Origin of the sequence: Serratia sp. JKS296, assembly GCF_900215445.1 — a bacterium.
GTDB lineage: Bacteria > Pseudomonadota > Gammaproteobacteria > Enterobacterales > Enterobacteriaceae > Serratia > Serratia marcescens.
Genome location: NZ_OCMX01000001.1, coordinates 503,422 through 524,441, shown reverse-complemented (window position 1 = coordinate 524,441; position 21,020 = coordinate 503,422). Strand labels below are relative to the sequence as shown.

Below are 21,020 nucleotides of genomic sequence, written 5' to 3'. Positions count from 1 at the left end.
ACAGGAACCGCGTTGAATTTCGCATAAAGCCGGCAACCTGTTAGGATTAGCCTCTTTTTAACGGAGCCTACCATGAACAAACAGCCTGAAGACTGGCTCGACGATGTCCCGGAGAATGAAAACGAGGACGATGACGAGATTATCTGGGTCAGTAAAAGTGAAATTAAACGTGATGCCGAAGCGCTGAAAGACCTGGGGGCCGAAATGGTCGATCTGGGCAAAAACGCGCTGGACCGCATTCCGTTGGACGAAGATTTGCGCGCCGCCATCGAGCTGGCACAGAAGATCAAGAAAGAGGGCCGTCGCCGTCAGCTGCAGCTGATCGGCAAAATGCTGCGCGCCCGCGATATCGAGCCGATCCAGACCGCGCTCGACAAGCTGAAAAACCGCCACAACCAGCAGGTTTCCCTGTTCCATAAACTGGAAGCGCTGCGCGACCGCCTGGTGGAAGAAGGCGATGACGTCATTCCGTCGATCCTGGATCTGTATCCGGCCGCCGATCGCCAACAGCTGCGTTCACTGGTGCGCAACGCGCAGAAAGAGAAGGCCGCCAACAAGCCGCCTAAGGCTTACCGCCAGATCTTCCAATACCTGCGCGAGCTGGCCGAAGCGGCCGACTAAGCGCCGCCATCCCGGGATGAACCCGTTTCATCCCCGGTGATGCGCCGGTTCGCCGCTGCTTTCGCGGATATTGAAGCGCAGGCTGCCTTCCAGCTCTTCTTCCGCCTCTTCAAACAGCAGAATGATCGCGCCGAAACGACGCTTGCTGCGGGCATTCAGGTGAGTGAACTCGATTTCCACCGGCAGACCGATATCGCCGGTCACTACGTCCCACAGCGCGTCGAGGTTGGCGCCGAATCCCTCGTCCAGCGCAAACTTGTGCGCAAAATCGCGGTAGAAGGTCGGCACATCCTGGATCTGTTCAAAATCAAACTCTACTTTTGCCATCAAACTCACTCCACACGAATGAAGTTTTTGTAATGGTCTCGCGTGACGAAGATCAGACCGTCGCTCGAATACAGCAGGCGATCGGCGCCGCGCCGGCCACACTGGTAATTGATGTCCGCTTCGCGCCAGACCCGGCCGCCGGCGCTCGGCAGTTGTCCTTCACGGTTAGAGAATCGATCGCCGCCAATCGCCTTGCCCGGCAATACCGCACAGAGGTTGCCTGAACGCGGGTCCCAGCCCTGCTCGCGCGCCTGCTTCTTGGTGACGTAATAGCCCGGCAGCCGCTGATGCTGCTGCAGGTAGCTCACCACCGTTTGCTGCTGCGTGAGCCGATCGATGCTCTGCTGTTGCCCCGCCGGCGCTTGCACCACCGTCGCATTGCCGCCGATCGCACGGTGCTCGTTGCCGCGCAGCGCGCTGAAGACGGCGATGACCACGGCGATGACAATCGCCAACAGAATCCGCTTGTTCATGACATTCCCTGAAATTATGCCGCCGAAGGCGCCGCAGCTCCCCCAGGCTAGTTAGGTATATAGTCGACCTGGATGAAACTAAGATGACCGGCACGTCACGTTTTCGCGGCGGTAAGCGTTTCATCCACTCATGACAATGATGCCACTTTCCAGTCGTTCTGGCACTCGGAGTCTCTCTGAAAACAGGCCGCCTCACATGAGACGGCCCGCCATGTCAGGCACTGCTTTCAGTATAGTCAGGGAAGGCGCCGCACAACGCGGCGCAACAGGAGGGAACGCATCAATCGATCAAGGCGTGACGATAGCGATGCAGCATGTCGGCCAGGCGTTTCACCGGCCCGGTGACGCTGAGCGGCGCCTGATTGTCCACCAGCTTCTGCTGGTACTCGTTCATTTCACCCAGCAAGCGATCGTAGTAATAGGCGCGCTTGACGTCGTTCTTGGCGGAGACCACCCGATCGGCGGTGCTGCGGATCTGGCGGTGGAAGGCCGACAACTCTTCGCTGACCGGAATCTCCGCCCGCTGCATGCGCTGGTGGGCAATGATCAGGTTCAACGCCAGACGATACTTGGCGATGTCGTTCGGGAACATCATCAGCAGCTGGTTAAGCTGCTGATACAGCGCAGGCAGATGGTTTTGCCGACGACGCGCCGCCTTGGTGGTCAGCGCCGACACCGCGCTGCTGACGAACTGGTTGAGCAACGTGCGCCCGGTGCGTTCACGCGAATTGTCGCGGATCAGCAGCAGCACCATCAGCCCAACGCAGCTGCCGAGGAACTGGCCCAGCGCCCCGTCGAGAAACTGGGTGACGTTGAATTCCATCGGGTTGCTCAGCACCAGAATGTTGATGGTCCCGGCCAGCAGCCCCAGCGAACCGAGCCGCCGCTTCTGCACCTCGATGCCGATGAAAAACGCCAGCAGACCGAGGCTGAGACACAGCAGCAAAATGCTCTGCTGCGTCGCCGGCAGGATCACCATGAAGAACAGGGAACCGACCGGGATCGCCGCCAGCATGCCCAGCACGAAATCCATCGCCACCATGCGCGGCGCCGGGGTGCGCATCGCCAGCGAGGTGATCACCGCGATGATCACCATAAAACCGCTGCCGGACGTCCAGCCGGTCCACAGCCACAGCAGGCTGCCGAAGGCCGTCGCCACAAAGGTGCGCAGGCCGTTGATCATCGCGTGATGCCCTTCCGCCGAAGTCGGCTTGACCACGGTTTCGTTGCTCAACACCCCCTCTTCCACCGCGCTGATGCTGCAGTTGGCGTGCACGCCTTTCGACAGCAGCAGGTAGCGCGTCGCCGCGCCGACCCAACCGGTGATGGTCGGCAGCGTTTCCTCGGAACGATGCGTGGTCAGCACCTGGCGCAACAGCTTCATGCGCTTGTGGATCTCCTGCGGGGTTTCCGCCGGGACCATCAGCTGCTCCCGCAGGCTGTCTTTCAGTGCCTCCGGGTGATTCACCAAGATCAGATAGGTTTCGCAGGCCTGGGTGATCAGCGTCAGCGACAGCGTATGCAGCGCTTTTACCCGGCGGTTGACCTTCTGCCAGCGCGAGGACTCCATCATCAGATTGTTGCGCATGCCGTCCAGCGCCGTGGTGCTCTTCACCAGATTGCTCCAGGCGCGGTCGATATCCTCTTTGTCGGCGTTGCTGATGCACATCTGCATCAGGCGGTATTGAGCTACCAGCAGCTGATCCACCGCCCGATCGATGTCCTGTTTGATCGAACGCGGCGAGAACAGCAGATCCGCCAACACGGCGCTGACGATCCCCAGCACGATCTCGCTGCAACGCTCGATGGCGAACTGCGGCGCTTCCAGCAGATGAGACTCGCTGGTGGCGACCGTCACGATGATGATCAGCGCGGTATACCCGGCCAGCCCCCAGGCATAGGAGTTCTCCACCTTGATGAGCGAAGAAAGCCAGGTGCAGAAACCGGCCCAGATGCAGCACAGCAGCAGCATCACCACCGGCGCGCGGGCGGTGGTGATGATAATGATCAGGCCGACGAAGCAGCCGATAAAGGTGCCGATGATACGCAGCCAGCCGCGGTGGCGGATGGCGCCGGAGAAGGGTTCGCCGCCGGCGGCAAAGGCCGGGCCGGCGGCGACGATGGCGGCGGTCATCGCCGACCAGCGCGGGGTTTCCAGATTGAGATGGAAGCCGACGAACAGCGCAAACACAATCGCGAAGCTGAGTTTGAAGGCGAATCTCAGCCGGATAAAGGTTGGGCTGCTCATTAGCCGAACTCACGCAGCCGGTGCATCAGGCGCACAAAAGGCGAGCCGCTGTCGGCATTGCGATCGTTCTTGCCGACGATCACCACGGTGGCGGTGGTGCCGGCCGGGTACGGATGCTGTTGATCCTTGGCGTCCAGCAGGATCTTCACCGGCACGCGCTGCGCCAGGCGCACCCATTCCAGGTTGCTGTCGATCGAGGCCAACCCTTTGTTGTTCACCGTGCTGCTGCTGTTGTTCACCGCCGCCGCCACGCTGTCGACGGTGCCGTGCATGATGCGGTTGCTGCCGAGCGGGGTGATCTCCGCGCGGTCGCCCTTATTCAGGCCATTCAGCTTGGTTTCTTCCAGGTACGCCAGGATGTAGAAGGAATCTTTCTTCACCAGCGCCACCGCCACCGAGCCGCGGGTAATGTATTCGCCGGCATGGACGTTGAGGTTGGTGATCCAGCCATCGGCCGGAGCCCGCACCGTGGTGCGTTCCAGATCCAGCTGCGCCAGCTCGCGCGCCGCCACGGCCTTCGCCAGCTGGTGCTGCACGGTCTGCAGCGAGTTGTTCGACTGGTCAATCTCTTCCTGCGACATCGCCTGCACGCCCAGCTTCACGCGGCGGCCGGCCTCGCGCCGTTTTTCCGCCGCCAACGCTTGATAGTAGGCGACGTCGGCGCCGGCTTCCGCCAACGCCTGCTCATAACGCGGCCGATCGACCACGAACAGCACCTGGCCTTTCTTCACCAGTTGGTTATCCACCACCGGCACGTCGGTCAGCAGGCCGCTGACGTCCGGCGCGATCGCCACCACATCGGCGGTAAACTTGGCATCACGCGTCCACGGCGACTCGGTGTAGAACACCCAGGCCTTGAATATCGCGGCGATGCCCAACAGCACAAGAATCAAAGTGATCGCGATTCGGGTTATTTTTATCGAAAAATTTTTCACAGCGACCTCAAACAAAAAGACATGAAATCAGATAAAACAAGCAGCAATACAGCGCAGTGTTAAACAGCGCCGGATGCCAGACAAAATCGTAAATCCCCGTCGGCTGCAGCAGGCGGCGCAAGAGAAAAAACAGCGCCAGCGACACCAGCAGCTCGAAAAACACCGGCGGAAACGACAGTCCGAAGATGACCATAACCGGAAGCAAACTCATCACTTTTTCCTTATTGTTCACTGCGCCGGGGAAAGACACATCTCGCCATTCACATTCTCTTTACATTTTAGCGTGCGCGCGCCACAAATCTTGACCAGACAGCTTGTCCAGGTCACGAACCCGAAAAAAGGTTAAACTTTGGGGCAGACGTCCACGACAGGGATTGCGAGGGTGCCGGAGGAGCGGCAGGATTACGTCGCCGATCGCTCTCGCACGTTGGTAAGGTCTATTCACCCGACCACGTTATATTAGCCTGCTTACTATCAAGGCATCAACAATCTGTGATCTAAATCACTTTTAAGCCAGAGTGAATAATGGAAAGATTAAAACGGATGTCGGTATTCGCCAAAGTGGTTGAGTTCGGGTCGTTTACCGCGGCCGCGCGCCAACTCGGCATGAGCGTTTCATCGATCAGCCAAACCGTCTCGAAACTGGAAAATGAGCTGCAGGTCAAGCTGTTGAACCGCAGCACGCGCAGCATCGGCCTGACTGAGGCCGGCAAAATCTACTATCAGGGCTGCCGACGCATGCTGCAGGAAGTCAGCGAAGTGCATGAACAGCTGTATGCGTTTAACAACACGCCCGCCGGCACGCTGCGCATCGGCAGCTCATCCACCATGGCGCAAAACGTGCTGGCGAACATGACCGCCGAGATGATGAAAGAGTACCCGGGCCTGACGGTCAACCTGGTAACCGGCATTCCGGCGCCGGATCTGATCACCGACGGGCTGGATCTGGTGATCCGCACCGGGGCGCTGCAGGACTCCAGCCTGTTCTCTCGCCGCCTGGGGCAGATGCCGATGGTGGTGTGCGCCGCCAAAAGCTACCTGAGCCAGCACGGCACGCCGCAGAAGCCGAGCGATATGGTCAACTTCTCCTGGCTGGAGTACAGCGTGCGGCCCGACAGCGAATTCGAACTGATGTCGCCGGAAGGCATCACCACGCGCATTTCCCCGCAGGGGCGCTTCGTCACCAACGACTCCTCCACCATGATCCGTTGGCTGAAAAACGGCGCCGGCATCGCCTACGCCCCGCTGATGTGGGTGATCGAAGAGATCAAACGCGGCGAGATCGAGATTCTGTTCAAAAGCTACCATTCGGATCCGCGGCCGATCTACGCGCTCTATACCGAGAAGGACAAACTGCCGCTGAAGGTGCAGGTGTGCATCAATTATTTAACCGACTATTTCGAACGCGTAGCGGCGGTCTATCAGGGCTATCGCTGAGCAGCGCTCAAATAGCGTCGCGCCAGCGCAGCCAGCAGCGTCAGCGCCACCATGCCGAAGCCCCACAGCAGCCAGATGGCGTAGCCCGCCCAGGTCAGCAGCGCAGGAAAATAGCTCGCCAGCCCGCTGCCCAGCTGTTTCAGCCACGGCAGCCAGGCGTCCAGCACCGCCTGCGGCACCAGGCTCAGCGCACCGTTTACCGGCAACGATGCATTCCCGGCTGCCTCCGCCAACGCCGGGAGCCAGGCCAGCACCCCGGCTACGCCCCAGGCCAGCAGCGTCCATAGCGCCATGGCGCCCAGCAGCAGCGCGAGTGTCCAACCGCCCCGGTTCACGGCACACCGCCGCCGCACTGCGGACAAAATCGGCTGCCCGACGGCAACGGCGCGGCGCACTGGCCGCAGGTGGCGCTCACCGCGGCAAACGGCTGACCGCAGCGGTGGCAATAACGCGCGCCCGATTTATTCACAGCCCGACATTCCGGGCACAGCGGCCCCGGCTCGCCATGCTGGTTATAGCGGTTGCCATGATGCCCGCCGCCGTGGCCCGCGCGCTGATGACCGCCGTTAATACCGCCTTGCCCCAACAACCGTTTCAGTAAGCTCATCCCGCCTCTCCTCTGTGCATTGACGCTGAACCTCACTGTAAACCCTGGAGTAAACTCCAGGGTAAAGCCCGGCGAGCAGGATTTACGTTTCATTACATCGTAAAAGTGACAAGGCTTTGATGCCGTTAACAAAAGCACCATCGGCATTATCCCACGCCGCCGCGCTGCGTTATGCTGCGGAAACCTCTCCCTGCATCAGGAATAACCATGAAAAAAATCATACTGGACTGTGACCCGGGGCATGACGACGCCATCGCTCTGTTGCTGGCCTGGGGCAATCCGCAGATCGACCTGCTGGCGGTCACCACCGTGGTGGGTAACCAGACGCTGGACAAAGTGACGCGTAACGCCCTGGCGGTGGCCCGCATCGCCAATATCACCGGCGTCCCCTTCGCCGCCGGCTGCCCGCGCCCGCTGGTGCGCAATATCGAAGTGGCGCCCGACATTCACGGCGACTCAGGCCTCGATGGCCCGGTGCTGCCGGCCCCCCACCTGCAGTTGGACTCACGCCATGCGGTAGACCTGATCATCGAGACCGTGATGGCCCACCCGCCGGGCAGCGTGACGCTGGTGCCGACCGGCGGCCTGACCAATATCGCCATGGCGGTGCGTAAAGAGCCGCGCATTGCCGAACGGGTCAAGGAAGTGGTGCTGATGGGCGGCGGCTATCATGTGGGCAACTGGAGCGCGGTGGCGGAGTTCAATATCAAAATCGATCCCGAGGCGGCGCACATCGTGTTCAACGAAAAATGGCCGCTCACCATGGTCGGGCTGGATCTCACCCATCAGGCGCTGGCCACGCCGGCAGTCTGCGAACGCATCGCCGCCCTCGGCACCCGGCCGGCCGCCTTCGTCGGCGAACTGCTGGCATTCTTTGGCCGTATGTACCAACAGGCGCAAGGCTTCAGCGCCCCGCCGGTACACGATCCTTGCGCGGTGGCCTACGTGATCGACCCGAGCGTCATGACGGTGCGCAAAGCGCCGGTGGATATCGAACTGACCGGCACCCTGACGTTGGGCATGACGGTCACGGACTTCCGCGCGCCGCCGCCGCCGGACTGCCACACCCAGGTGGCGGTCAAACTGGATCAGGATAAATTCTGGGATCTGGTGGTGGATGCGCTAAAGCGGATCGGTGAGGTGGAGTAAGCAGACGGGAGACAAGACTAACGCGCTTGGGCAGGCGCGTTAGTCTGTATTCTGCCGCGGCAACGGGGAGGCTCAAGACATAACGTCTTTTATTTCCAATTCAGCAGAACAATCCTAACAATAAATCATTTTATAAAAACCAAAATAAACATATAGAGACAAGAAGAATCTTAATAAAAATAAAGCCATGAAAATCACTTTTAATTTAAAAATCAACAATGGGAAACGATGAAACAAACCTCCTCCGTCACGCCGCCGCTGACGAAACAAATTAAACAAGCAGATACCTATTTTATTCTTCACATTACCTGCCTATATAGGCCATTGCCGGGATGCCTCACGATATTCACACACGCCAACACAAAGGCCAACCAATTGATTTTAATGAATAAAAATAATAATTAGATTAAAAATTGACTGAATCGCAATAGATTTGAGAAAATAGCGCGTCTGCTTTTGAAAAAACAAAAATGCCTTTTGCGGGTTAAAAATACGGCTTAACCTTTCTTTAGGCGCACAGCCTCACGCATTCTCAGGGCAAACATTATTTATCGCTTCACCATGAAGACGGTTTAAATTTCCCGTGAGACATTTTCGAATTGAATATTACACACATTTCAACATCAGGATAAAGGATAGGGAATAATCAAAACATGCATTCAATAAACGCTATCAGGCCTTGGCAGGTTAACCATGGCCGATAAATCTCCCGCTAACGCAGCGACCATCGCCGTGCTGCCCCTGCTGCTGATCTGGATGGCGGCGCTCCTGCCGATCTATCATCCCAATATGGGCGGCGACGGTCTGGCGCTGCCGCAAAACATTCAGGCCTGGGGCGTCATGGCGCTCACTACGCTGATCGTGACGTTTACCGTTTGCCTGGGTCGCATCCGCCTTTCACTTACCCCCACCGCCCGGCTATTGCTGCTCGGCATCGCCGTGCTGGCGCTGCCGCTGCTGTATACCCGCCCCGAGTGGCGCGAAGACGCCCTGTGGCGCTGCGCCGGCCTGCTCGGCGGTTGGCTGTTCTATGTCGCCTGCCTGCAGCTGCGCCTAACCCCCAGGCAGCGCAACCTATTGCTGTACGGTCTGCTGTTCGCCGCTGGCGTTCAGGCGCTGCTGGCGGCTCTGCAACTGTTCGCCCCCACGCTGGCGTGGGTATCCCCTCACGGAAGCCGGGTCTACGGCGTCTTTCAGCAACCGAACGTGCTGGGCAGCTTTATCGCCACCGGGCTGGCTTTGGCGCTCTGGCTGCTGCTTGCTCCCCTCTCTGCGCCGATGCGGCGGCGGCAAATCCCGCTGCTCGCGCTGCTGGCCGTTTTCTCCGCCCTGCTGGTGCTGATCCAGTCGCGCGCCGCCTGGCTCGGCGGCGCCTTGGCGGCGGCATTGCTGCTGTGGCGTTTTGCCCGCCAGCGCCCGGCCGCAAGCCGCTGGGCCGGCGGCGCGCTGCTGTTGGGTATGGCGATCGGCCTCACGGTGCTGTTCACCGGTTTCGGTCTGGAGGGTCACACCGGCCTGATCGGTCGGGGGCTATCCAACAGCGCGCGTCTGACCATGCTGCACGACGTCGGCGCCATGATCCTGGCCAAGCCGCTGCTGGGCTGGGGTTACGGCGGTTTTGAATACGGCTTCGCGCACTTCCGCCTGCAGGAAATGCCCTGGCGAGAAGTGCTGGAAGTCGCCGGGCATCCGCACAATGAAATCCTGCTGTGGTGGGTTGAGGGTGGTCTGCCGGCGCTGGCGGGTATCATGATCGTCCTCGTCGCCGGCGCGCTGCTGCTGAAATGCGCCTGGCAACGGGATCGCGCGCAGCGGGACGGCGCGCGCGTCGGGCTGTTCCTGGTGCTGCTGCCAATGCTGGTGCATACCCAGCTGGAATACCCTTTCTATCTGTCTGCGCCGCACTGGCTGGCGTTTCTGTTGCTGCTGGCGTTGCTGGACGGCCAAACCGGCGAGCCCCGCCCGCTGCCGTTCGCCAAAGCCCTGAGCCTGCCGGTGGCGATGGCGGCGGTCGGCGTGCTGGCGATGGCGGTTTTCGCCTGGCAAGGGCGCATGGCGCTCACTCAGTCGGAACGCACGATGCTGGCCAACATCGACAGCATCGAGCAAATGCCGCCGCCAGCCGCCTGGATCTACCGGGAGCGCAAAACGTTCGACGAGCAATCTCACGCGCTGCTGGTCTATAACCAGACACGTGACGATGCCCTGTTGACCGGCTATCGGCAGTGGGCCAATGCCTATCTGCAGCGCCGTATCGACGCCAACGTCTACGCCACGCTGATCATGATCTTGCGCTATCAGGGGGCCCAGGCGGAAGCCGACGCTCGCCTGCGGGAAGCCGCTTTCCTGTTTACGCGGGATGCGCGGTTTAGGTAGGGACAACAAGGTGAGAGCGATGCCTCGTCGCTCTCACCTGCGTCATTTATGTAGCAAAATTAACGCGGCAATATCGCGCACTCTTTATCCAGCAGCGATTCTACCGACGCGCGATTGCCGACGTCCCAGCCGCGCTTCGAGGCCAGCAAGATAAAACCCCGTTGGCCGCCAAACGTGGTGGGCACTAACGCCACGCCATATTCCGCCAGCTGCGGCGGCGACAGATGGAGATAACCCGCCAAATCCTTAATCGGGTAGATGCCCATCACGGCTGGCTGCATCACGCGGCGAGCATAATAGGTGTGGCGCAACAACTTATCCGGCAAAGGCCGCCATTGCTCCTGTACGTAGGGGCGTTCCGCCTGCAATTGGCGCCGCACATCTTCGCGCAGACAGGTCAGGTGAATATGCAATTGGTTCTGGCTGCGGCCATAAGCGGAGTTGATCGCCATGCCCAACATATCATCCGGCACCGGCCCGCCATACTCAGCGGCCAGCCGGTAACGCATCAGCCATGCATAGCCAAAATAGTCCGTCCGTTCCCCGGCCAGCAGCTGCGGGCTTTCGATGCCGGAGAGCGGCGCCGTCGGCACCAGGATGAAGTGATAGGGATAACGCGGGTTTTGCAGCACGCTGAAGCCCTGCGCTTTCCCCTGCGGCATATAAATCTGCTCACACGGGGCCGGATCGCGCTTTTGCTGATAGTTGGCCATGCAGAGCTTATCGACCACGCCCCACAGCGCATCGGAACGGGCGCACCCCGTCAGAGAGAGAACCCCCAGCACCAGCAGCCAATGCCGGGCGGATAAAGCCAGGCGCGTCATTCTCGTAGTGATCTGTTTTTTCGCCACGTCAATTTTATTCCATTATGTCGTACAGGCTACGGCGTCCTGCCGCGCTTAGCGTTACGAATGCGAGAAAGGCCGCAAAATGGAGAATGGTTGAGGGGCCAACGCGCGGCCCCTTGAGGAAAGATTACGCCGTGCCGCCGACGGTCAACGTATCCAGTTTCAGCGTCGGTTGGCCGACGCCTACCGGCACGCTCTGGCCTTCCTTGCCGCACACGCCCACGCCTTTATCGAGCGCCAGATCGTTGCCGACCATCGAGATCTGCTGCATCGCCTCAATGCCGGAGCCGATCAGCGTCGCCCCTTTCACCGGCTTGGTGATACGGCCCTTTTCGATCAGGTAGGCTTCGGTGGTGGAGAACACGAACTTGCCGGAGGTGATGTCCACCTGGCCGCCGCCAAAGTTCGGCGCGTACAGACCGTACTCGACGCTGGCGATGATCTCTTCCGGCGTCGATTGGCCCGCCAGCATGTAGGTGTTGGTCATGCGCGGCATCGGCAGATGCGCGTAGGACTCGCGGCGGCCGTTGCCGGTCGGGGCGACGCCCATCAGCCGCGCGTTGAGCTTGTCCTGCATGTAACCTCTCAATACGCCGTTTTCAATCAGCACATTGTACTGGCCCGGCACGCCTTCGTCGTCGATCGCCAACGAGCCGCGGCGCCCTTGCAGAGTGCCGTCATCCACCACGGTGCACAGTTCGGACGCCACCAGCTCGCCCATATGGCCGCTGAACACCGAGGTGCCGCGTCGGTTGAAGTCGCCTTCCAGGCCGTGGCCCACCGCCTCATGCAGCAGCACGCCCGGCCAGCCGGCGCCCAACACTACCGGCATATTGCCGGCCGGCGCCGCCACCGCGCCAAGATTAACCAGCGCCATGCGCACCGCTTCTTTGGCGTAGGCATCGGCGCGCACGTCGCCGTCGACGGTTTCCAGGAAATAGTCGTAACCGAAACGGCCGCCGCCGCCGCTGGAGCCGCGCTCACGCTTGCCGTCCTGCTCCACCAGCACGCTGACGGAGAGGCGCACCAGCGGGCGAACATCCGCCGCCAGCGTGCCGTCGGTGGCGGCCACCAACACCTGCTCGTAAACGCCGGTAATGCTGGCGTTCACTTCCTGCACTCGCGCATCGGCGGCGCGCGCCACCTTGTCGACGCGGTGCAGCAGGGCGATTTTCTCTTCGCGCGGCAGACTTTGCAGCGGATCGAGCAACGGATACAGCGCCCGGTAACCGATCTCACCCAGGGTATGCGCCCGCCCGTCGCCCTGCTCACGCACGATGCTGCGCGCCGCCTGGGCGCTCTGCTGCAGCGCATTCAGGGTGATCTGATCGGCATAGGCGAAGCCGGTCTTCTCACCGCTTACGGCGCGCACGCCGACGCCCTGGTCGATATTGTAAGAGCCATCCTTGATGATGCCGTCCTCGATCACCCAGGCTTCGTGATAGCTGGACTGGAAATAGAGATCGGCGTAGTCGATACGGCGTTCTGCCAGTTGACCCAGTACCCTGTACAGGTCTTGATGACTCAGCTTGTTGGTAGCGAGTAACTGCTCACTGACAAACGTCAGGCTCATAATGGTTTCACTCTTGATTGGAGGATAGCTTGTCAGACGGCGCCGTCAGCGACGTCTGGAATCGGTTGTGCTGCAGCACCGGCATCTGCGCACGAATATTTTTCAGGCTTGCGGCGTCCACGCGCACTTTCAGCGCCGCCACAGCGTCCGCGTTCTCGGCCAGCACCTTGCCCCAGCCGTCAACCGCCAGCGTGTGGCCCCAGGTGCGACGAGTCGGCCCGTGTCGCCCCACCTGCGCCGGCGCCAGGATCACGCACTGGTTCTCGATCGCCCGGGCGCGCAGCAGGATTTCCCAATGCGCCTCGCCGGTGACCCGGGTAAAGGCCGCCGGCACCGAAATCAATTCGGCGCCCTGCGCCCGCAACGCCTGGAACAGCGCGGGGAAGCGCAGATCGTAGCATATGGTCATGCCCAAACGCCCGACCGGCGTATCCACCACCGTCAGGTGCTGCCCGTGCTGGTAGGTATCCGACTCGCGGTAGCGGCCGTGCGCATCGTTGATGTCCACATCGAACATGTGCAGCTTGTCGTAGCGGGCGCGGATCTCGCCCTGCTCGTCGAACAACAGGCTGCTGGTGGTGATAAGTTCCGGGTTTTCACGGCTGATCAAGGGCATCGAGCCCACCAGCAACCACACGCCATAGCGGCGCGCCAGCTCGCGCACCGCGTTCTGCAGCGGGCCATCGCCCTGTTTTTCCGCCTGTTGGCGGTAGGCCGCGGAGTTGGCGAACAGCAGCGCGTTCTCCGGCGTCATGACCAGTTTTACCCCGGCATTGAGCTGCTTGATCTGCTGTTCAATCTGGGCCAGGTTATCGCGCACCTGATCGCCACTGCACAACTGCAACAACGCAACGTTAGCATTCCTCATGACGCCTTATCCTCCTTTGCCTTACGAAGTACCTCATTGATCTTCGGCTGGTCGAGATCGCCGCCGATATGGTAGCGAATCAGCGAAATCTTGCTCCACAGCGGCCCCAGCACCTGCGAGGCGGCAAATACCGCCGCGCCGACGATCGGGTTGACGACAAACGCCGTGGCCACGCCGACGGTCGCCGAAATCGCCGGCGCCACCACCGCCTCCATATCGATGCGGCGGCGCGCCAGATCGATCTGGCCGCTCATGGCGATGTCCGCCGCCAGGCCGTCGATCAATAGATTATCAGTATGCATTATGCCATCTTTCAGCCAGGCGGTGCTGCGGATGGAATCAAAGTAGAAACCTTTGCCGAAGGTATCGCTGAAATCGAACTGCAGCTTGCGCAGCAGGGCGTCGAAGCTGACCAGCCGCAGCAGCTGGCCGGCGCGGCCGCCGCCCATGCTGTCGATCTCGCCCTTGCCCATCTTGACCTGCAGCGCGCCGCTCAACGTATTCACCTGCGGCTGCCACGGCGCGCCGTGCCAGTACAGATCGAAGTCCACGTCGTAAGGCGCCCCTTTCAGCGGGATAGTGATGCCGAAGAAGGCGGCGGTTTCATCGATCTTGCCGCCGAGCAGTTTGCCTTTCAGCGAGCTGCGCTCTTCCTGCGCGTTTTGTTTCCACAGGCCGGTGGCGGTCATGCGCCCTTTGCCGGTATCGACCAGGCCGTGATCCAGCGTCAGGGTATCCCCCCGATTAGTCAGATCCGCCTCGACCTTGCCAAGGTTCTGCCCCAGCACCCAGCACGACTTGCAGCGCAACATCAGCGAAGGCCAGTCGCGGAAGGAAAGTTTCTCGGGCGACGGCGCCGCCGCGCCCGCCGCGTTTTTCGTCTCGGCGAACTGTGGGTTGTAATACAGGTAGTTGATATCGGCGCGCCACGGCCCGCGATCGGCCACCCGCAGGCTGCCGTCCACTTCGTCGCTCTTGGCGCTCACCAGGGTAGCGCCAAGCTGTTTTTCGGCCGACAGCGTCAGCTTATGCCAGGCCTGGCCGCCCAACAGCAGCTGCGGCGTGGTCAGCGCCACGGTGGTGGGGAAGCTGAAACCGCCCACCTGACCGCTGCCGCCGCCCTGTTTCAGCGCCGGCGCCAGCAGCGCCAGCCATTGCTCGCCGTCCAGCGCCGGCAGGTTCAGCGTCATCGATTTGCCGGCCGGCAGCGGCGGGGTGCCGCCACCGTTGGTTTGCCACGCGGCGCGCGCCAGATTCACCTGTTTTTTGTCGAAGTTCCATTCACTGTTGAAGCGGTTCTGTTTGCCCGCGCTGCCGGTCAACATGAAGCCGTTCAAACCGCCTTTGACCTTGACGTTCACCGGTAGCGCTTCGCCCGGCGCCTTGTCCAGCGGTGAAGGTAAGTGACTGCTCACTTTCTTCAGGTCTGCGTCAAGTCCGATATCGTAGCTGGCCGAACCTTGGTGCGGCAGCGTGATGGCCACCTGGCTCTGCCAGGGTGCGCTGCCGCTGAGCGCATCGGCGGCCTCTTTCGGCAGGCCGGGGAACTTGCCCGGCAACCAGTCTCCTTTCAGGCCGACGTTGACCTTGTAGTCACGCTCGCCCTCCTGCGTGGAAAAGTTGACCGCCACCGGCTGCCCGAACCAGTTGGCCGACAGGGGGTCGCTCTGCAGGTTGCCGTTGTCGAAGCGGAACTTGCCGCTGAGCTTTTGCAGTTCGCTGTCCAGCGGCTTTATCAGCAACGAATTGTTGTTCAGCGCCACTTCGCCGGTGGCTCTGACCTGCTCGCCGTCCAGGGGGATATCAAGATGTAAGCGCCCACTGACATCACCGCCAATCTGCAGCTGCTCCAGCGCCGCCCCCAGCGAATCGTGCAACGGTGTCTGCATGAAGTAGTCATGTACGTCGCTGCCCGCACCCGCGACGTCGGCGTCGATCAGCAACCGCTCTTTCAGGTAATCCGGGATCACCGCGCTGATATTTTTGCCCGCCACCTTGCCCAATCGGGTTTGCGGCGCATGCATCCACAATCCCTCGTTGGCGAAATCGAGATCGATAGCCAAATCGGTCAGCGCCGGCCAGCCCGGTTGGAACTGGAAGGTGGCGTGACGCAGCGGCACGAAGACTTCAAACTGCCCTTCGTTTTTACGATACGGGAAGTGCTGCGGATCGCCGGAATAAATCAGCGTGGCGTTATCCACCTGGCCGCCCTGAATGGCGCCGCTCAGGTAGTCCACCAGATGCTTGCCCATCAACGGCTCCGGGAAATAGCGCCAGGCGTCGGCGCCGTCATACAGGCGGATGCCCGCCAGAATGTTCAGCCACGGCTCGCCCTTGGCCGGCTGCTGATAACGGAAATCACCGTTGACCCACAGCGACTTCGCCTTGACGTCCAGGCCCTGGCTCGCCAGCTCCCAACCTTGGTCGTTGTAACGCCAGGTCAGCGCGCCGCGTGCGCTGCTGATTTCAAGCGGAGCGCGGAACATGTCGCCGTAAGGCAGGGTGCTGTCAGTGAGCCCCAGCGTCAGGCGGCCGTTCTCCACCCCGCCGCTCAACGCGCCGGAGAAGTGGTTGACGCCCGGCAGCAGTTCCCAACGCTGCCAGCTGACATCGCGCCACAGCGCCTGAAAACGGCTCTTTTCCGGCTGCTTGAGCGGGATGTCCAGCGCCAGCGCAGCCACCTGCCCCTGCGGCTGCAGATCGTTCCAGCGCTCGAGCGCGTCCGGACTGAGGAACGAGAAGGTCGGCAGCAGCGCCGACAGGCGCTCCAGTTGAAGGTGAGTCGCGCGCACCCGCAGCTCTTCATTCTGCGCCGGCCCCATGAATTCGGTGTTTTCCGGCAGCCACAGCGCGGAAAGCGCGCCCTGCGGCCAGGCCTGGCCGTCGGTGCTCAACCGCAGCTGCGGCACGTCGAGCTGCCAACCGGTGCCCTGGCGGCGCAACGACAGCGCCAGATTGTCCACGTCCAGCCGGTGCTGCGCGGCGCCGGTATTCCAGTTGGCCGCCCCCTGCTTGAGCAACGCATGGCCGCCGGCGATTTCGCCGTTCTGCACCTGCAGCCAGGCCGCCAGACTGAAGTCGGCGCTTTCCAGCCCGGTATTGGCGCGCAGCCAGCGGGTAAACCAGGGTTTCATGTCGATGTTATCGGCCTGCAGATAGACCGTGCCGGTGTCCAGCAGGCCCTGATTATCGCGCAGGTCCATGCGCAACTGCACCACGCCGTGTTGGCCATTCAGCGTCGACAGGCTGATCTGCCCCTCGGCGCGGTGGCGATCGCGGCCGTTGAGCCAGGTCAGCTGGGGAATGTCGAATTCGGCGCGCGCGCCGGCGGGCGTCAGGAACGAGATACGGCTGTCGCGCAGATCGAAATGGTCGAGCTGGCGCAGCATCAGATCGCTGATTTTACCGGGTTCAAGGCCGTCGCCCTGCCGATCGGCGCCCAGCGTGGCGTTCAAATCGAGGCGGAATTGATAGAAGGTCAGATCGCGGAACTGCCAGCGCCAGTGCAGCAGCGATTGCCACACGTCCAGCGCCAGCGTCACGCGTTCGATATGCACATCGCTTTTGGGCAGCGTAACGCTCAGGTTGCGCACTTCAAGCTGTGGGCCGAAGGTTTCCCAACTGCCCTGCAGGAAATCCATCTGCACGGGCACGCCGGACAGCTTCTCCACCTGCGCCAGCAGTTGGGGACGATAGTCGTTCAGCTTCGGCAGCATCAGGCGCAGCCCGCTGATCAGCAGCGCCACAATCACGATTAGGGTGGCGCCTGTTGCTAACAGAATCCCAGGCAGTCGCCTCACGCAGTTCTCCTTGCTCCGCTGCCTGGCAACGGGAATATCTATGCACTGACGGGCCCGGCGTGCCGGGCCCCTATCGATGTCGGGCGGGCTACATCATGACGACGTCGAACTGCTCCTGGCTGTACAACGGTTCGATCTGCACCTTCACCTGTTTGCCGACGAAGATCTCCACTTCGGCCAGCGCATGCGACTCTTCGCTCTTCAGCGCTTCGCCGACCGCCGCGGAGGCGTACACCAGGAAGCGATCGGAATCGTAAGCATGGTGCACACGCACAATCTCGCGCAGGATCTCGTAGCACACGGTTTCCACCGTTTTCACGGTGCCGCGCCCATTGCAAGTAGGACAATCGTGACAGAGCACATGTTCAATGCTTTCACGCGTGCGTTTACGCGTCATTTCAACTAAGCCTAGCTGAGAGAAGCCGTTGATCGTGGTTTTTACCCGATCTTTACTCAACGCCTGCTCCAGCGAGTGCAGCACCCGGCGGCGATGCTCTTCGTTGTTCATATCGATAAAGTCGATGATGATGATGCCGCCCAGGTTGCGCAGCCGCAGCTGGCGCGCGATGGCCTGCGTCGCCTCGATGTTGGTATTGAAAATGGTTTCGTCGAGGTTGCGGTGGCCGACGAAGGCGCCGGTGTTGATGTCAACCGTGGTCATCGCCTCGGTCTGATCGATGATCAGATAGCCGCCGGACTTCAGCTCCACCTTGCGCTCCAGCGCGCGCTGGATCTCGTTTTCCACATCGTACAGATCGAAAATCGGCTGGCTGCCGGTATAGAGCTCGAGCTTGTTGGTGATGTCCGGAATGTACTCGCCGGTGAACTCCACCAGCAGATCGTGCGTCAGCCGCGAATCGACGCGAATGCGATCCAACGCCGCGCCGGCGAAATCGCGCAAAATGCGCTGCGCCAACGCCAGCTCGCCGTACAGCTTGTATTTGGTCTGGTTGCGCTTCTTGCGCTCCATCACCTTGGTCCACAGGCGTTTGAGGAATGCGGCGTCCTGCGCCAGCTCTTCCTCGCCGATGCCTTCCGCCGCAGTGCGGATGATAAAACCGCCCAGCTCGTCGCAGTGCGGCGCCACGATCGCCTTCAGGCGCTCGCGCTCGGCTTCGCTTTCGATGCGCTGCGACACGCCGACGTGCGCCGCGCCCGGCATGAAGACCAGATAACGCGAAGGCAGCGTGATATCGGTGGTCAGACGCGCGCCCTTGGTGCCAAGCGGATCTTTCACCACCTGCACCATCAGGTCTTGCCCCTGGCGCACCAGCTCGGCGATGTCGCGCACGTGGAAGTTTTTCCGCTCGTCGCCGGCGACGCATTCGGTATGCGGCATGATGTCGGAGGCGTGCAGGAAGGCGGCCTTGTCCAGGCCGATGTCGACGAACGCCGCCTGCATGCCCGGCAGGACGCGGCTGACGCGCCCTTTATAAATATTGCCGACGATGCCGCGTTTGGATTCGCGTTCGATATGGATCTCTTGCAGAATGCCGCCATCGATATAGGCGACCCGCGTTTCAGACGGTGTGATATTAACCAGTAGCTCAGCTGTCATGCCTTCTCCTCAGAGCCGGTCGATAATGGCAGCGCCCATCAACCGGTTCTTACATCACGTAATGCGACAAAATTACTGAGCAGCTCATGTGTTTCGACCAGCGGCAGACCAACCACTGCGTGATAACTCCCGGTTATCGTTCTGACGAAACAACCACCCTTTCCTTGAATTCCATAGGCGCCCGCCTTATCCATCGGTTCGCCCGTAGCAATATAGTCGCGGATATCCTGTTGTGACAGGCTGCGGAACGTCACGTCGGTCACCACCAGTTGGCAACGCACGTCGTGGCGATCGGCGATCGCCACTGCCGTCATCACCTGATGCTGCTTGCCGGACAGGGCCGCCAGCATGTCCGCCGCATGGGCTTCGTCGCGCGGCTTCTCCAGCACCCGGCCGTTGAGCACCACGATGGTGTCGGCGCCCAGCACCGGCCGATCTTCCTGCGCCAGCGCCACGCCCGCTTTGGCCTTGTCCTGCGCCAGGCGGCGCACATAGGCCTCCGCGGCTTCGCCTTCCCGGCGCTGCTCTTCGGTATGCGTCAGCAGAATGTCGAACGACACGCCCAGCAGGGTCAGCAGTTCACGTCGACGTGGGGAGCCGGAGGCCAGATAAAGCGAAGTCATTGATATACCCTTACTGTACGGCGAACTGACGGCGGATTTTGCGCATCAACAGGAATAACCACGGCCACAAAATGCCGTTTACCACACTACTCCAGAACACCTCTGGGCGGAAAGAGACGTTGATCACTAAAAACTCAGCCCAGAACACCACCACATCCATCGACAGCGACAGCAGCACGACGATAAGCGCCTGTTGCCACAGCGCCATATTGCGGAACAGTTGGAATTTGAACGCCACCAGATAGGCGATGATGCCCAGCGCCAGCGCGCGCACGCCCAGCGTGGAACCGAGGATCAGATCCATGATCAGCCCCAGCACGAAGCCGGTGCCGACGTTGACCCGGTGCGGCAAGGCCATCACCCAGTAGATCAGGATCAACACCAGCCAGGAAGGCCGGAACATGTAGATCTGTTCCGGCCACGGCATGATTTGCAGCACCAACGCCACCAGGAACGACAGCCAGATTATCCAGCGCCCGTGGCTGCGGTAGCTGTTCATTGCACCACCCCCGCCGCCGCGGGCTGAACCTGAGGCTGAGCAGAGGCCGGAGCCGTGGTTTGCGGCGCCACCCCGGTGGCCGGAGCCGGCAGTTGCGGCCCGACGGAACCGGCAGGCGGCAGCACCTGCGGCATCATCTGCATCAGGCGTTCATTGGCCACGCGGTGCACTTCGTCCGGCGGCAGCGGCATGTCGCCGTTGCGATCGGCGCCCCACAGCAGCAACAGGTAACGCAAGCGCTGCAGACCGGCGGTCGGCCGCGCCTGAATCACAGTGTAAGCGCGCTGGTTGTCGACCTTGACCGAGGAGACCACCGCCACCGGATAGCCTTCCGGGAAGCGGCCGCCGAGACCGGAGGTGACCAGCACGTCGCCAACGCGGATATCGGTGTTGTTCGGCAGATGCTCCAGTTGCAGATCGTCGGCGCAGCCGCTGCCTGCGGCGATCACCCGAATATCGTTGCGCAGCACCTGGATCGGCAGCGCATGCGAGGCGTCGCAGATCAGCAGCACGCGGCTGGTGACTTTCGCCACCGCCACCACCTGACCGACCACGCCCTTGTCGCTGATGACCGGCTGGCCTTCATAGACGCCGTTGTCCGACCCTTTGTCGATCACCACCTGATCGCTATACGGATCGGAACCGGTGGAGATCACCTGGGTGACCATCTTGTGTTCGTCCTGACGCAGCGGAGAACCCAGCAGCTCGCGCAAGCGGGCGTTTTCCTGCTTGAATTGGCCAAGAAGAAGAATATCGCTGTTTTTCAGCAGCAGTTCCTGCCGCAGAGCGCGGTTTTCCAGCTCCAGCTGTTGGCGGGTGGCCAGCGTCTCTGACACGCTGTCCAAAACTTTACGTGGCCCGTTGGCCAGAAAATAGAAAGGGCTGACTGCGGTGTCCATGTAGTTGCGTATCTTCACGAACGTGCCGAGCCGGCTGTCGGCAACGATCAGGCCAATGGCCGCAATCACCGCCAAAAAAAGTCGCAGTTGCAGGGAAGGCCCCCTGCTAAAAATCGGCTTCATAAATTATGCGAGTTCCTCGACAACAGAAAGAGGAACCGTACCCGATTCTCGCTGTG

Annotated in this window: 19 protein-coding genes; 4 read left to right on the top strand and 15 right to left on the bottom strand. The window is 61.2% G+C overall.

Translation table 11 applies throughout. The annotated features are described in order from the left end of the window. Nucleotides 1–72 precede the first annotated feature (72 nt). A complete protein-coding gene (gene yjgA / locus CRO23_RS02500) occupies nt 73–621 on the top strand; it encodes a ribosome biogenesis factor YjgA (RefSeq protein WP_004936968.1) in 549 nt (182 codons plus the stop codon). 27 nt (nt 622–648) lie between these two features. On the opposite strand, the gene CRO23_RS02495 is transcribed toward yjgA, so the two are convergent. The 5 genes from CRO23_RS02495 to aaeX form a co-directional block, all read right to left on the bottom strand. After that, complete coding sequence (locus CRO23_RS02495; RefSeq protein ID WP_004936963.1) at nt 649–948, bottom strand: barstar family protein; 300 nt, start codon at nt 946–948, stop codon at nt 649–651. Nucleotides 949–953: 5 nt separating this feature from the next. Next, on the bottom strand, nt 954–1,421 hold the full coding sequence (locus CRO23_RS02490; protein WP_004936959.1) for a ribonuclease: 468 nt from the start codon (nt 1,419–1,421) through the stop codon (nt 954–956). A gap of 280 nt (nt 1,422–1,701) precedes the next feature. Continuing rightward, nucleotides 1,702–3,669 (bottom strand): p-hydroxybenzoic acid efflux pump subunit AaeB, encoded by a 1,968-nt coding sequence (aaeB, locus tag CRO23_RS02485; protein ID WP_016930226.1) that lies wholly within the window; start codon nt 3,667–3,669, stop codon nt 1,702–1,704. Next, entirely contained in the window at nt 3,669–4,604 is a 936-nt protein-coding gene (gene aaeA, locus CRO23_RS02480; RefSeq protein ID WP_028127537.1) for a p-hydroxybenzoic acid efflux pump subunit AaeA, read from the bottom strand. Before aaeA ends, aaeB begins: the two co-directional genes overlap by 1 nt. Nucleotides 4,605–4,611: 7 nt before the next feature. Continuing rightward, the gene (gene aaeX, locus CRO23_RS02475; protein WP_004936952.1) at nt 4,612–4,815 is read right to left on the bottom strand and encodes a p-hydroxybenzoic acid efflux pump operon protein AaeX; all 204 of its coding nucleotides are present in this window, start codon (nt 4,813–4,815) and stop codon (nt 4,612–4,614) included. Nucleotides 4,816–5,129: 314 nt separating this feature from the next. Between aaeX and aaeR the strand changes: the two genes are divergently transcribed. Beyond that, on the top strand, nt 5,130–6,041 hold the full coding sequence (gene aaeR / locus CRO23_RS02470; RefSeq protein ID WP_025304394.1) for an HTH-type transcriptional activator AaeR: 912 nt from the start codon (nt 5,130–5,132) through the stop codon (nt 6,039–6,041). On the opposite strand, the gene CRO23_RS02465 is transcribed toward aaeR, so the two are convergent. Continuing rightward, nucleotides 6,032–6,376, bottom strand: coding sequence for a hypothetical protein (locus CRO23_RS02465; RefSeq protein WP_033639293.1), 345 nt, complete (start codon nt 6,374–6,376; stop codon nt 6,032–6,034). The two genes, aaeR and CRO23_RS02465, sit on opposite strands and share 10 nt — an antisense overlap. Then, entirely contained in the window at nt 6,373–6,648 is a 276-nt protein-coding gene (locus CRO23_RS02460) for a zinc ribbon domain-containing protein (RefSeq protein WP_016930230.1), read from the bottom strand. The genes CRO23_RS02465 and CRO23_RS02460 overlap by 4 nt, the downstream gene beginning before the upstream one ends. A 207-nt stretch (nt 6,649–6,855) precedes the next feature. On the opposite strand from CRO23_RS02460, the gene uriH reads away from it, so the two are divergent. Both uriH and CRO23_RS02450 read left to right on the top strand, forming a co-directional pair. Beyond that, nucleotides 6,856–7,797 carry a uridine-preferring nucleoside hydrolase UriH gene (gene uriH / locus CRO23_RS02455; protein WP_016930231.1) on the top strand — a complete coding sequence of 314 codons (942 nt, stop codon included), beginning with the start codon at nt 6,856–6,858 and terminating at the stop codon, nt 7,795–7,797. A 693-nt stretch (nt 7,798–8,490) separates the two neighbouring features. Beyond that, the gene (locus tag CRO23_RS02450) at nt 8,491–10,173 is read left to right on the top strand and encodes a PglL family O-oligosaccharyltransferase (protein ID WP_079450129.1); all 1,683 of its coding nucleotides are present in this window, start codon (nt 8,491–8,493) and stop codon (nt 10,171–10,173) included. Between the two features lie 59 nt (nt 10,174–10,232). Here the strand turns inward: CRO23_RS02450 and CRO23_RS02445 are convergent, their stop codons facing one another. The 8 genes from CRO23_RS02445 to mreC all read right to left on the bottom strand — a co-directional run bounded on the left by CRO23_RS02445 (nt 10,233) and on the right by mreC (nt 20,964). Continuing rightward, nucleotides 10,233–10,997 (bottom strand): CDP-diacylglycerol diphosphatase, encoded by a 765-nt coding sequence (locus CRO23_RS02445; protein ID WP_097101330.1) that lies wholly within the window; start codon nt 10,995–10,997, stop codon nt 10,233–10,235. A gap of 151 nt (nt 10,998–11,148) precedes the next feature. Next, a complete protein-coding gene (gene tldD, locus CRO23_RS02440) occupies nt 11,149–12,594 on the bottom strand; it encodes a metalloprotease TldD (protein WP_016930234.1) in 1,446 nt (481 codons plus the stop codon). A gap of 7 nt (nt 12,595–12,601) precedes the next feature. After that, nucleotides 12,602–13,462, bottom strand: a complete 861-nt coding sequence (nit1, locus tag CRO23_RS02435) for a deaminated glutathione amidase (RefSeq protein ID WP_060445053.1) — start codon at nt 13,460–13,462, stop codon at nt 12,602–12,604. Further along, nucleotides 13,459–17,262 (bottom strand): AsmA2 domain-containing protein YhdP, encoded by a 3,804-nt coding sequence (gene yhdP, locus CRO23_RS02430; RefSeq protein ID WP_079450128.1) that lies wholly within the window; start codon nt 17,260–17,262, stop codon nt 13,459–13,461. The genes nit1 and yhdP overlap by 4 nt, the downstream gene beginning before the upstream one ends. 88 nt (nt 17,263–17,350) lie before the next feature. Further along, nucleotides 17,351–18,820, bottom strand: a complete 1,470-nt coding sequence (gene rng, locus CRO23_RS02425; RefSeq protein ID WP_016930237.1) for a ribonuclease G — start codon at nt 18,818–18,820, stop codon at nt 17,351–17,353. Nucleotides 18,821–18,858: 38 nt separating this feature from the next. Continuing rightward, nucleotides 18,859–19,443, bottom strand: coding sequence for a Maf family protein (locus CRO23_RS02420; RefSeq protein WP_004936921.1), 585 nt, complete (start codon nt 19,441–19,443; stop codon nt 18,859–18,861). A gap of 10 nt (nt 19,444–19,453) precedes the next feature. Further along, on the bottom strand, nt 19,454–19,942 hold the full coding sequence (gene mreD / locus CRO23_RS02415; protein WP_004936918.1) for a rod shape-determining protein MreD: 489 nt from the start codon (nt 19,940–19,942) through the stop codon (nt 19,454–19,456). Next, nucleotides 19,939–20,964 (bottom strand): rod shape-determining protein MreC, encoded by a 1,026-nt coding sequence (gene mreC, locus CRO23_RS02410; protein WP_028127540.1) that lies wholly within the window; start codon nt 20,962–20,964, stop codon nt 19,939–19,941. Before mreC ends, mreD begins: the two co-directional genes overlap by 4 nt. Between the last annotated feature and the right edge of the window lie 56 nt (nt 20,965–21,020).